The organism is Nocardia lijiangensis NBRC 108240, from assembly GCF_001613045.1.
Lineage (GTDB): Bacteria > Actinomycetota > Actinomycetes > Mycobacteriales > Mycobacteriaceae > Nocardia > Nocardia lijiangensis.
Window position 1 is genome coordinate 37,072 of sequence record NZ_BDBP01000052.1, and the last position, 11,819, is coordinate 48,890.

Genomic DNA, 11,819 nt, shown 5'->3' on the forward strand with positions numbered 1-11,819 from the left:
ATGTCCGACCTATTGAGGCTGGCCACCGCCGGTTCTGTCGACGACGGTAAGTCCACCTTGGTCGGACGGCTGCTCTACGACACGAAATCCGTTCTGGCCGACCAGATCGACGCCGTCACCCGCGCGTCGGTGGACAAGGGTCTGGCCACCCCGGATCTCTCGCTGCTCGTGGACGGGCTGCGCGCGGAGCGGGAGCAGGGCATCACCATCGATGTCGCCTACCGCTACTTCGCCACGCCCCAGCGGTCTTTCGTGCTCGCGGACACCCCCGGGCACGTGCAGTACACCCGCAACACCGTTTCCGGCGCGTCCACCGCGCAGCTGGTGATCCTGCTCGTCGACGCGCGCAAGGGCGTCATCGAGCAGACCCGCAGGCACGCCGCGGTGCTCGCGCTGCTCGGCGTGCCGAAGCTGGTGCTCGCGGTGAACAAGATCGATCTGGTGGACGACCCCGCCACCGTGTTCGCCGAGATCTCCGCCGAATTCAACAAGCTCACCAGCACACTGGGCTGGTCGTCCGAGGACGTGCTGGAGATCCCCGTCTCGGCGCTGCACGGCGACAACATCGCCAGCCGCTCCGAGAACACGCCGTACTACAACGGTCCGTCGCTCATCGAGCACCTGGAGTCGGTGCCGGTCGACGCCGACAGCACCGGCGCGCACTCGCTGGGTCTGCGTTTCCCCGTGCAGTACGTGATTCGGCCGCGCACCGCCGAATACCCCGACTACCGCGGCTACGCGGGCCAGATCGCGGCCGGTTCGGTGGCGCCAGGCGACGAGATCGTGGTGCTGCCTTCCGGCGTGCGCACGACCGTGGAGCGCATCGACACCCCGGACGGTGAGCTCGCCGTCGCGCAGGCCGGGCGCAGCGTGACGCTGATCCTGGCCGACGAGGTCGACATCTCCCGCGGCGACATCATCGCCGCGGTGTCCGACGCGCCGGAACCGATCGACAGCTTCGACGCGACCGTCTGCTGGCTGGGCGACAAGCCGCTGCGCCCCGGCGCCCGGCTGCTGCTCAAGCACGGCACCCGGACCACCCAGGCCATCGTCGGCGCGCTCATCGAGCGCTTCGACGAGCAGCGGCTTGCCGCGGATCCGAATCCGGAAGCGCTGGAGCTCAACGACATCGGTCGCATCTCGGTGCGGGTCGCCGAGCCGATCGCGGCCGACGACTACCGGGCCAACCGGCACACCGGCAGCTTCCTGCTGATCGACCCCGCGGGCGGCAACACGCTCGGCGCGGGCCTGGTCGGCGATGTGCTGACCGCGGTCGAGGTCGGCACCGGAGCCTGAGATGACCGACGTGTTCGCCGCGCGCGACATCGGCGCGCAGCCGGTGCCGCCGCGCGGCGACCGTCGGTCCACCGCGCCAGCGCTGATCGCGGTGGCGCACGGCAGCCGCGATCCGCGCTCGGCCGCCACCATGGCGGCGGTGGTCGCCGAGATCGCGGCCGCCCGACCGGATCTCGACGTTCACCTCGCCTTTCTCGATCTGAGCGCGCCTTCGGTCGAGCAAGTGGTGGACGCCGTCGTGGGACAGGGGCATACCCATGCGATCGTGGCTCCGCTGTTGCTGGGCAGCGCCTTTCACGCGCGGGTCGATCTGCCCGGTCTGCTGGACTCGTGCCGCGCCAGGCATCCGCGGTTGCGGCTCACGCAGGCCGATGTTCTGGGACCCGATCCGCGCCTGGTCGACGCGCTGCGGGACCGTGTGATGGAAGCTCTCGGGAATGTTGCGAACCCTCCGGCTGCACCCGACGCTCGGCTCGGTGTCGCGGTGGCCGCTGTCGGGTCTTCTTCGGCTACCGCCAACATCCGCAGCGCGGACGTCGCCCGGCGCCTGTCCGCGATGACCGGCTGGCACACCGAGATCTGCTTCGCCACCACGGAACCCACTGTCCACGAGGCGGTTTCCCGCCTGCGCGCCCGCGGTGCCGAACGCGTCCTGCTCGCGCCGTGGTTCCTCGCCCCCGGCCTGCTCACCGACCGGCTGGCGGCCGCGGCCCCCGACCTGGCGCACGCCGGCGTCCTCGGCGCGCACCGAGCCATGACCGAGATCGTCTGGGATCGCTACGACGCCGCGTGCGCCGCGAGCCTCCCGCTGTGTGCCTGAGGGCGTCGCGCCACGCTCAGCGGCCGCCGATGGTCTTCGCTCGCACCCCCTCCACGGTGCCGCCACCGTGCAGATCCTTGCCGCGCTGTTCGACATTCACCTCGGCGCCCTGACCGATTTCGTCGGCGTCCACGCCCCGCAGTACGCCCGATACCGACTCGAATTCCTGCCGGATATCGAGACGCGTCCCCGTCGGGGGACGATCCTCGCCCGCGAAAGTCAGCCGCCTGCCATAGATCTCCTCGAGCAGCGCCCGCAGCTCGGACGCCGCGCGCTCGATGTCACTGGGATCCGATCCGATCTCCGCGGACTCCACGGCGTACGGCGCCAATTCCATGCCAAGCTCGGCCAATTGCGGATGCAGAGAATCCAGCGAACTTGCGTCGGCGACCAGCGTGGCGGGCCTGGCATCCAGCGGTGCGGAAGCGGGAACGGCCAGTTCGATAGGGGTATCGGCCTGGACGGCTGCCTGTTTGCGATCGCGTCGCGCCTTCAGAAGTTCCGAGGCCTGCCCGTAAAGGAATTTGACCGTTTCGGAAAAAGCCACCGCACCGAGCGCGGCGAGGGTAATCGGGTCCACCGTTATGACTCCCATTCTATTCGATATTCGCGCACAAGTTTTGTCAGCGGGTCCGCCAGTTTCGATCGACCATTCTTCGGAGAAGTCCCTATTTTCGTGACGACGTCCTGCATTCGCTCTGGGTCACAGCCCGCAATTCCTTCCACGTAGCCGCGCCACAACGTGTTCGCCAGCACGACGAGCCTGTCCACGTGGTCACCATCGTCGACGGGTGTCATCTCGAGCGCCTTTTCCGCCAGCGACACAGCTCGCTCCAGGTCGGCCCGCACGCCGTCACCGCCGCGGAGGGCACGCTGGGTCAGCGATTCCGCGAGCAATGCGTGGGCGGCGGCCAGCCGAGCCGGATCCAGGTCGGGCCGATCGGCGATCTGCTGGTGAACCTCGATCAACCGTTCCAGATCACCCGGCTGTTCACCGCGCCGCAGCCGCAACGACAAGATGTTGGCCATGCTCGTCAGACCGCCCGTGTAGCGCTCGTCGTCGACCGGAGCCAGCGCTACGCATCGTTCGGCCGCGAGCAACGCACGCTCCAGATCGACCAAAGCGCCATAACCGGCGTGCCGAGGGACTCGATCGAACAGACAGTCCGCAAGCGACTCGTTCGCGGACGCCGCTCTCGCCGGGCTCAGATCGGGCCGGTCCGCGATCTGCTGCTGTACGTCGATCAGTTGGTCCAGCTCCGCCGGGTCCTCCGTCCGCCGCACCCGCCACCACAGGCTGTCGGCGACGCTCATCAAGCGCCCGGCGTATCGCTCGTCATCGGAGGCAGTCAGCTGCACCGACAGTCGTGCCGCCGCCAAGGCACGATCCAGATCGTCGGTGACCTCTTCCGTCCGTCGAGCCCGCTCGACCAGCCAATCGGCGAGCATTTCGTTGGCCGCCGCAGACGACGCCTGAGTCAGATCGGGCCGGTCGACGACCTGCTGCTGAATCTCGATGAACCGATCCAGCTCCTCGGGCACCTCGTCCTCGCCACGCATGCGCAGTGCCAGGCAGTTCGCCAGGGTCATCAGCCGTGCTGTATAGCGCTCGTTGTCCGCCGAGGTGAGCTCGACCGACTGCTGCGCCGCGGCCAACGCCCGCTCCAGATCCGCCTCCGCACCCTCACCACCGCGACGAGCCCGATCCATCAACCATTCAGCGAGCACCTTGCAGGCGTTCGCTCGCACCGCCGGATCCAAGTGCGGTGAATCCACGACCTGCTGCTGCACCTCGATCGATCGATCCAAGTCTCCAGGCTGCTCACCGACGCGCACCCGCAACCACAAGCAGTTCGCCAACGTCATCAACCGATCCGGATGCTCCTCGTCATCGACGGAAGTCAGCTCGATCGACCACTGCACCGCCGCCAAGGCTCGCTCCAGATCCGCCTCCGCACCCTCGCTACCGCGACGAGCCCGATCCATCAACCAGTCGGCAAGCACCTTGCAGGCGTTCGCTCGCACCGCCGGATCCAAGTGCGGTGAATCCACGACCTGCTGCTGCACCTCGATCGATCGATCCAAGTCTCCAGGCTGCTCACCGACGCGCACCCGCAACCACAAGCAGTTCGCCAACGTCATCAACCGATCCGGATGCTCCTCGTCATCGACGGAAGTCAGCTCGATCGACCACTGCACCGCCGCCAGGGCCCGCTCCAGATCCGCCTCCGCACCCTCACCCGCACCACCACGAACTACGCGCTCGTTCAGAGAATCGGCGAGCAAGCGATTCGCAGACGACGCGCCAGCCGGGTCCAGATCCGGGTGGTCCACGATCTGCTGCTGGACTTCGACCAATCGATCCAGATCTCCCGGCTGCTCATCGTCACCCTGCACCTGCAACCACAGGCTGTTCGCCCAACCTCGCAGCCTGTCCAGGTAGCGCTCATCATCGATCGGAGTCAACGACACCGCACGCGCACGGTCGGCAAGCACGGTGTCACCGCCGCGACGAGCCCGCTCGTCCACGCAGTCGGCGAGAAGCCGCTTCGCGGACGCCAGGCCTGCGGCGTCCAGATCGTGCCGGTCCACGACCTGCTGCTGGGCTTCGATCAATCGATCCAAATCGCCTGGCTGCTCACCGGCACCGCCTACCCGCGCCGCCAGACTGTCGGCGACGCTCATCAAGCGCCCGGTGTATCGCGCGTCGTCGGAGTCCGTCAGATCTACCGCCAGTTGCGCCGCCGACAACGCCCGATCCGGATCATCGGTTGTCTCTTCCGTATGTCGGGCCCGCGCGATCAAACAATCCGCGAGCAACTCGTTGGCCGCCGCCGACGATGCCGGAGACAGATCGTGCCGGTCCACGATCTGCTGCTGAACCTCGATCAGCCGATCCAGCTCGTCCGGCTGCTCTTCTTCGGCACCCCGCAAGCGCAACATCAGGGCGTTCGCCAGACTCATCAGGCGACCTGTGTATCGCTCGTCGTCACTCGACGTCAGCTCCACGCAGTGCCGAGCCGCCGCCAGCGCGCGCTCGATGTCGGCTTCCGCGCCTTCGCCCCCACGATGAGCTCGATCGAGCGATGCGTCGGCAAGCACTTTGCTCGCCGCCGCCACCCCGGCCGGGTCCAGATCGGGGCGTGCCACGAGCCGCTGTTGCAGTTCGATCAACCGATCCAGATCCCCCGGCTGCTCACCGGCAGTGCCGATGCGAAACCACAGACTGGTCGTCAGACTCCGCAATCGGCTGGAGTACCGCTCGTCCTCGACGGGCGTGGATTCGACCGCCTGCTCTGCCGACCGCACTGCGGATTCGAGCAACCGCGGGTCGGTGATCGCGTAGGAATCGGCGATCAGCTCCTCGGACAGCATTTGCCTGGATTCCGGTTCCCATCCGGTCGGCTCCCACCCGGACAGCAACTTGATTGCCTGGTTCCGCGAGGTCTCGAGCACAACTTGCCGATACGACGGAGTGTTCACCTCCATCCACAAACTGGCCGCGGAATTACCTTGGGTCTTGTGAATGTGCTCGAATTCTTCGATCTGCGCGGTGGTCAGTGGACGCGCGATCGCCGTCCCGACATCGAACTCGAGCAGCAAATAGATTCTTCGGTACAGACCGCTGATCCTGACCGTCGTGCCGGGCAGCACGGCATTCGATCCACAGATTTCCGCAACATTTCGCAAGCGTACGATCCACGGCAACGGATCGACGGCGAGGCGCCCGACATCGGCCAGCAGCCCGATACAACGCTGTACGCGTCGTCCGTAGGAAACTCCGCCCACACCGCGTTCCGCGGCAGCTATCGCATACGGGAGCACCCACTCGGCTACATAGATCCCCGCATGTGACCAGCCCGCTTTCCCCAGATCGGCCAGCAGACCCGCCAGCAGATCGTGGCTTTCTCCGACATCTATTCCTTCGACCCGATCGGCGATCACCCAGCGTCCGAAATCGCCGTGAAAGAAACGCAGCTGGTCCCTGCCGTCCACCGTGACGATGGACTTCATTTCGGACATCATGACGGCCAGTTCCGAGCGCGAGACGTCGACCGCCATCGCGGCGATCTCCCGCGGCAGCGCGGCGCCGATGTCCTGGGCTGCCGCGATCGCGCCGATCAGTTCGAGAACACGTTGCCACGGAAAGGTTTTCGCGGCCGCGCGGCGCTGCACGCGGATCAAGGCATCGGCATAGACATTCTCCAGTCCGGGCGCGATCGTCACCTCGGCGGGCGCTGCGCCACCCGAGCGAACGTCCTCCACGATCGCCGTCGCCACCGAGTAGGCCCATACCCAGATCCCCGCCGCACGGCGGGCGACTTGCGGTGCCAGCCGTTCCCGGTCGGGCTCGTCCAATTCCTCGAGCAAAAGATCGGCATAGCGACGGAGATCTTCCTCGTCGCCTTTGGGCGGATTTCTCAGGTCCAGCATTTCGGGATTCAGCGCGCGAATGGCCGGCGGCATCTCGGGTTGGCCCGCCAGAATCAGCCGCAATCGGCCCAGTCCTCTGTCACGAAAGGGAGCATGTCGTATCGCGCCACCGAGGACCGCGAGGGCCGCGACGAACGCATCGGCATGATCGTGCGTCGCTTCGTCGATACCGTCCACCAATATCACGATCGGATCGCCGGCTGGAATGAAGTCCGCCAGCGGCGAGACGACGTCGCTGAAGTCTTTGACGTAATCATCGTTGAGATTGATATTCAGAGCATTGGCACCGAATCCCACGACACTGTTCTGACCGGCCACCGATTCGATGATCTGGGAAACCGAGATATTGACCCGATCCCTGGCCAGCGCCGCGGCCTGTTCTTTCGGCACCAGCGATAACAGCGCATTCCGGATGGACAGCCATGAATGCAGATCGACGCGACTGGCGTGCGGGTCTCGCACGATCGCGGCCGCCACCGTCACGGGCGGCAAGCCCGGCGATTCCAGCGTTCGCTCCCACTGGTGCAGCAATCTGCTCTTGCCGGTCCCCGTAGGTCCCGATACGAAAAGCACACGATTAACTTCCGAGGAAGTCAGCCAGGCTCGGATGGCCGTGTCGATCCATCGGCGCTGAACGAAGACGAACGAGTCGCTACCATCGCCGACACCCCTACGCATAGCTGAACGATACAGTCGGCCAGCACAACTCGAGCATTTTTGCGTGGCTGGGAAAATTTCGAAAAGTGGGCACTGGTCGGTTCTATTTCGGCAACCTTCGCCCGCTCACAATTTCCGGCAGCAGTTTCACGACAGCAGCCGGTCGACGATCCGCCGTGCCGTGTGCACCCTGGTCTCGTCACCGAGCTGCCGCGCCGTGCTGACCGCGCTGACGAGCGCGTTCAATTCGAAGGCGAGCGCGTCCGCGTCCCGATCGACCAGCTCCCCCTGAGCCTGGGCTTTGCGAATCTCCTTGGCCAAGAAGGCGAGCCAGTCCTCGTGGTCGGCGGCGACCGCGTCGTGCACCGGCCCCGGCCTGCTGTCGAATTCGACCAGGGTGGCGGTGCGGAAGCAGCCTCCGGGAAAGACCGGTTCGGTCACGTGGGCGAACCAGTGATCGACCAGCGCGCGCAGCCGCGGCACACCCTGCGGCACACCGAGGGCGGGCTCGATCACCTGAGCAACGAACACCTCCCTGGCCGCCTGCGTCGCCGCGAGCTGGAGGGATTCCTTCGACCCGAAGAGGGTGGCGATCCCGCTCTTGCTGATCCCGAGATCGGCAGCCAGGCGTCCGATGGTCACGCCGGTGAGCCCTTCGACCGATGCGACATCGGCGGCATGCCTGGCGATGGAAGCCCGGGAGCGAGCGCCCTTGACCAGGCGCTGATCGGTAGTCGACTCGGCCATGCCCCCATTCTTCCACCGGGCGCTTGCAAATACGAACGGTCGGTCGTACGTTAATTGCACGAACGGTCGTACGTTTTGTTCTCGATTCCCGAAGGGATCTCTCATGACCGAGGTGTCCGCACGGACCACCAGTCCCCCCGCTACGAGCGCCACCGCCACGCTGTTGATCGCGTGCGGCGCGGCGTTCATCGCCTTCCTCGACCTCTCCGTGGTCAACATCGCCTTCCCCGCCATCGCCCGCGACTACTCCGGCACCGCGGCGACCACGCTGACCTGGGTGGTCAGCGGCTACGCCGTCGCATTCGCCGCCCTGCTCACGCCCGGCGGCCGGTTCGCCGACGCGCTCGGGCGGCGCAGGCTGTTCCTCGTCGCGCTGGCCGGTTTCGCGCTGACGTCGCTGCTGTGCGGTTTCGCGCCGAGCGCGGCGTGGCTGATCGCCGGGCGAGTGCTGCAAGGCGCGACCGCCGCGCTCATGGTGCCCGCGGCGCTGGGCCTGGTTCTCAGCGTGACCCCGCGGGAACGGATCGGCGCGGCCATCGGCGCCTGGTCGGCCGCAGGCGGATTCGCCGCGGTCGTCGGCCCGGCGATCGGCGGCGGCCTGGTGGAGGCGTTCGGCTGGCGGTCGGTCTTCGTGATCAACGTGCCTGTCGCGCTCGCACTCATCCTTCCCGGCTTGCGGATTCCGGTGTCCGACCCGCGGCCTGTCGGCAGCGCGCTGCCGGATCCGGTCGGCACGGTGGCCGTCGCGCTCGGGTTCGGCGGACTGGTCGCCGGGGTCACCGAGGGGCAGCGATGGGGCTGGACAGCGTGGGGCACCCTGGCCGCCCTCGGCGGCGGCGGCGCGCTGCTGGTCACGGCGCTGGTGCGTTCGGCGCGCCACCACAATCCGGCCATCGCGGTGGAGCTGTGGCAGAGCAGGCCGTACGCGCTGGCCAATGCCGCGTCGTTCGTCTTCGGTGCGGCGATGTTCGCCTGGTTGCTGTCCGGACCGCTGTTCCTGGACGCGATCTGGGGCTATTCGGTGCTCGGCTCGGCCGCCGCGCTCACCGTCGGCGCGGTGGCCTCGATGGTGAGCGCCACCCTGGCGGGGCGGGCCGCCACGCCCGCCGCGCGCCGCTGGGCCGGGGTGCTCGGCGCGCTGATGTTCACCGGAACTCTCGTCTGGATGAGCACCGACGCGTTCGGGCCGACGCCCGCGCTGTGGTCGGCATGGATTCCCGCGGGGCTGCTCGGCGGCGGCGGGGTCGGCATCGTGGTGACGGTGCTCGGCACGGCGGCCGCGAGTTCCCTTCCACCGCAACAGTTCGCGGCAGGTATCGGCATGAACCTCACGGCGCGGCAGGTCGGCGGCGCGCTGGGCGTCGCCGTGCTTGCCGCGGTGTTCGCCGCCCATCCCGGCGACGCGCTCGCCGGCTTCCACACCCTCTTCGCGGTCTGCGCGGGCATCGCCGTGGTGGCGACCCTGCTGTGCGCCGTACCGGCGCGCCAGCTCGAGCCAGCCGCGACAGCTGTTCCCCACTAGGAGTTCCCATGACACACAACGACATTCACACCGAAGCCGACGACCCGATGCTGCTGGCGCCCGACGCGGCGCGTGCACTGCTTGCGGGCGCGCCGTGGCGGCGCTTCGCCGTCCTCGGCGATTCCATCGCCAGGGGTGTCGGCGACCCGAGCCCCGGATACGAGGCGGCCGGGTGGTCCGATCGTCTTGCCGCCCTGTTGACCTCGGTGCAGCCCGGCCTCGCCTACCTCAACACCGGGCGCGTCGGGGCCACCACCGCGCAGGTGCGCGACGAACAACTCCAGCGGGTCCTGGATTTCGAACCCGACCTGGTCCACGTGAGTTGCGGCGGCAACGATCTGTTCCTGCCGGGCGGCGACATCGACCGGGTGCGCGCGAACCTCGACGGACTGTTCGCCGCGGTCAGCCGTGGCGGCGCTCAGGTCATGACGTTCACGGTGGCCGATGTCTGGGAGGTCGAGCGGATGGCGTCGATGCGTCCGATGCGCGAACCCATGGCCGCGCTCAACGACATCGTCCACGAACTGGCCGCGCGCTACGACGCGGTGCTCGTCGATTTCTGGGAGCACCCGCTCCGGCTGCGGCCGCAGCTCATGAGTGCGGACCTGATCCACTTCACGACGAGCGGCCACGCGGTGGTGGCCACGGAAATGGTGCGGGCGCTGAGCGCACGCGTCCTGGCCGACACCGCGGCGAACTGAAGTCGGCCACGAGCCGGGCCGTGCCCCAGGGCTTTTCGCCCCGGGGCACGGCCCGGTGGTTCACGCAGTTCGCGATCGGCCCTCGATCAGGGGAGCGTCTGCGGCACCAGCTCCGGCATGACAACGCCGACGAGCATGCCGACGAGCGCACCGACTACCGCGCCGTTGATCGCTCCCACGATGGCGCACGGCACCGCCATGACGATGAAGCCGGCCAGGCACGACACCGCGCTCACGACACCCGACCCCGTCGCGCCGACGACCGCGCCCGCGGCCGCGCCGTTGACCACCGGATCGGAGTTCGTCGCCGCCGGATCCGTCGCGATCCGCTCGAGCGGAAGGCCCGAGTCGGCCGCGACCTGCACCGGCTCGGCGACCTGCTGCACGATCGGCGCAGACACCTGCACCGGAGCCGCCTGCGCCGGGGCGGCGGCCCCTGCGAACGCGATAGCGGCTGCCACCGGCAGCGCACCCGCGATCAGCGTGCGACCCGCGCTCTCGAAGGTCCTACGGACCATGATGCTTCCCGCCTCTCATCGACCCGTTGTCCGTGGAATGTTCTTGCAGTACATCGCCGCTCCCCTCCCGGATGCCCGGGCCGGACGATCGACCCCTCACCGGCTTCGCCTCGATTCGCGATCGGGAGTCGGGAATCGGGAATCAGAACGTGAATTGCTGCCCATAGCCCGTCGTTTGCACGATGCCGTTGGAGGCGTCGGCGCGGACGGTGATGAACGGCATGGCCGATGCCGGGGTGAGGCATCCGTTGATGTTCAGCGCGGTGTTGGAGTGCGCGAAGGTAAAGGGGAACGACGAATCCTCGTCCAGCTCCGCCTCGGCGATCACCGCCGCTGTCACGCTGCCCGGGTTGATGGACACGGTGATCTCACCACCGATTTCGCTGAAGACACCGAAGGTGACATCCCCGCCGAGATCGAGAGCGAGCTCTCCACCGAAATCGACGGCGACCTGATCGTCGACAGTGACACCGAACGGAACAGCCAGACTCAGCCCGAGAAGTCCGGTCGTGATATCGACATTGCCGCCCGCGGCGGCCGCGATACTGATGTCGATGCCCTCGGAGATGTCCACCGCGCAGCCGATCAGATATCCGGCGATGAGCTGCCCCCCTCGCAGCGTCGAGGCTCCATCGAGGGAGGTCGTGAAGTTCCCGGACACCTTGGCCGAGTGCGAGAACGGGATCCCCAATGCGAGATCGCCGGTGGACTTGACAAAGTTGGCATCCACCGACGCGACCAGGTGCATCCCGCCGGAGTCGACCTCTCCCGGCTCGGCGCGGGCCGCGCCGTCGAAGGCGAACGCACCGGCGGCGGCCATCATCACGGCGGTGATCCAGGCCAGGACATGGGAATGCTTGCGGTTCATTACGCTCCAGTCGAACATCATCGAAACGGAACTTTCACAAACGAACTCGCGCACCGACTGCCGTCGCGGATCTTGTTCGGCATGTGCCGAGGGGCACGCTATCTGCCGGTGCGGCTCAGCGCTGGTAACCGTACAGCAATGGCGAGTCGCCGACGAAACCGGCGCGCGGTCGTGGCGGGGAAATGGAATGGGCATCGAGCGCACGGGCCCAGCGAACTCGGACAAACCGGAGAACCGTGGTCGCAGGATCGTTTTC

9 protein-coding genes and 1 pseudogene are annotated in these 11,819 nt (G+C 67.4%); 4 read left to right on the forward strand and 6 right to left on the reverse strand.

What is annotated here, in order from left to right:
• Together NL1_RS20310 and NL1_RS20315 are read left to right on the forward strand one after the other, a co-directional pair.
• Complete coding sequence (locus tag NL1_RS20310) at window positions 1-1,296, forward strand: sulfate adenylyltransferase subunit 1 (RefSeq protein ID WP_067841639.1); 1,296 nt, start codon at window positions 1-3, stop codon at window positions 1,294-1,296.
• A gap of 1 nt (window position 1,297) precedes the next feature.
• Window positions 1,298-2,116 (forward strand): sirohydrochlorin chelatase, encoded by an 819-nt coding sequence (locus tag NL1_RS20315; protein WP_084510789.1) that lies wholly within the window; start codon window positions 1,298-1,300, stop codon window positions 2,114-2,116.
• Between the two features lie 16 nt (window positions 2,117-2,132).
• Here NL1_RS20315 and NL1_RS20320 read toward each other — a convergent pair whose 3' ends face one another.
• The 4 genes and pseudogenes from NL1_RS20320 to NL1_RS20330 form a co-directional block, all read right to left on the reverse strand.
• Complete coding sequence (locus tag NL1_RS20320) at window positions 2,133-2,696, reverse strand: hypothetical protein (protein WP_067841642.1); 564 nt, start codon at window positions 2,694-2,696, stop codon at window positions 2,133-2,135.
• Window positions 2,697-2,698: 2 nt separating this feature from the next.
• Entirely contained in the window at window positions 2,699-6,613 is a 3,915-nt protein-coding gene (locus NL1_RS20325; RefSeq protein WP_245673419.1) for a DUF5663 domain-containing protein, read from the reverse strand.
• Window positions 6,614-6,727: 114 nt separating this feature from the next.
• Window positions 6,728-7,228 (reverse strand): annotated as a pseudogene (locus NL1_RS40265) (hypothetical protein); the annotation flags it as partial.
• A 126-nt stretch (window positions 7,229-7,354) separates the two neighbouring features.
• Entirely contained in the window at window positions 7,355-7,954 is a 600-nt protein-coding gene (locus NL1_RS20330) for a TetR/AcrR family transcriptional regulator (protein WP_067841644.1), read from the reverse strand.
• A gap of 103 nt (window positions 7,955-8,057) precedes the next feature.
• On the opposite strand from NL1_RS20330, the gene NL1_RS20335 reads away from it, so the two are divergent.
• Together NL1_RS20335 and NL1_RS20340 are read left to right on the forward strand one after the other, a co-directional pair.
• Complete coding sequence (locus NL1_RS20335; RefSeq protein WP_067841645.1) at window positions 8,058-9,476, forward strand: MFS transporter; 1,419 nt, start codon at window positions 8,058-8,060, stop codon at window positions 9,474-9,476.
• Window positions 9,477-9,484: 8 nt separating this feature from the next.
• The gene (locus tag NL1_RS20340) at window positions 9,485-10,177 is read left to right on the forward strand and encodes an SGNH/GDSL hydrolase family protein (RefSeq protein WP_067841647.1); all 693 of its coding nucleotides are present in this window, start codon (window positions 9,485-9,487) and stop codon (window positions 10,175-10,177) included.
• 86 nt (window positions 10,178-10,263) lie between these two features.
• Here NL1_RS20340 and NL1_RS37745 read toward each other — a convergent pair whose 3' ends face one another.
• Complete coding sequence (locus NL1_RS37745) at window positions 10,264-10,695, reverse strand: hypothetical protein (protein ID WP_156094960.1); 432 nt, start codon at window positions 10,693-10,695, stop codon at window positions 10,264-10,266.
• Window positions 10,696-10,837: 142 nt separating this feature from the next.
• Entirely contained in the window at window positions 10,838-11,563 is a 726-nt protein-coding gene (locus NL1_RS20350; RefSeq protein WP_067841649.1) for an MspA family porin, read from the reverse strand.
• Between the last annotated feature and the right edge of the window lie 256 nt (window positions 11,564-11,819).

Excerpts from the sequence above, each read along its gene's own strand:
- NL1_RS20310 (WP_067841639.1), top strand. The coding sequence starts at position 1 with ATGTCCGACCTATTGAGGCTGGCCACCGCCGGTTCTGTCGACGACGGT.
- NL1_RS20315 (WP_084510789.1), top strand. The coding sequence starts at position 1,298 with ATGACCGACGTGTTCGCCGCGCGCGACATCGGCGCGCAGCCGGTGCCG.
- NL1_RS20330 (WP_067841644.1), bottom strand. The coding sequence starts at position 7,954 with ATGGCCGAGTCGACTACCGATCAGCGCCTGGTCAAGGGCGCTCGCTCC.
- NL1_RS20335 (WP_067841645.1), top strand. The coding sequence starts at position 8,058 with ATGACCGAGGTGTCCGCACGGACCACCAGTCCCCCCGCTACGAGCGCC.
- NL1_RS20340 (WP_067841647.1), top strand. The coding sequence starts at position 9,485 with ATGACACACAACGACATTCACACCGAAGCCGACGACCCGATGCTGCTG.
- NL1_RS37745 (WP_156094960.1), bottom strand. The coding sequence starts at position 10,695 with ATGGTCCGTAGGACCTTCGAGAGCGCGGGTCGCACGCTGATCGCGGGT.
- NL1_RS20350 (WP_067841649.1), bottom strand. The coding sequence starts at position 11,563 with ATGAACCGCAAGCATTCCCATGTCCTGGCCTGGATCACCGCCGTGATG.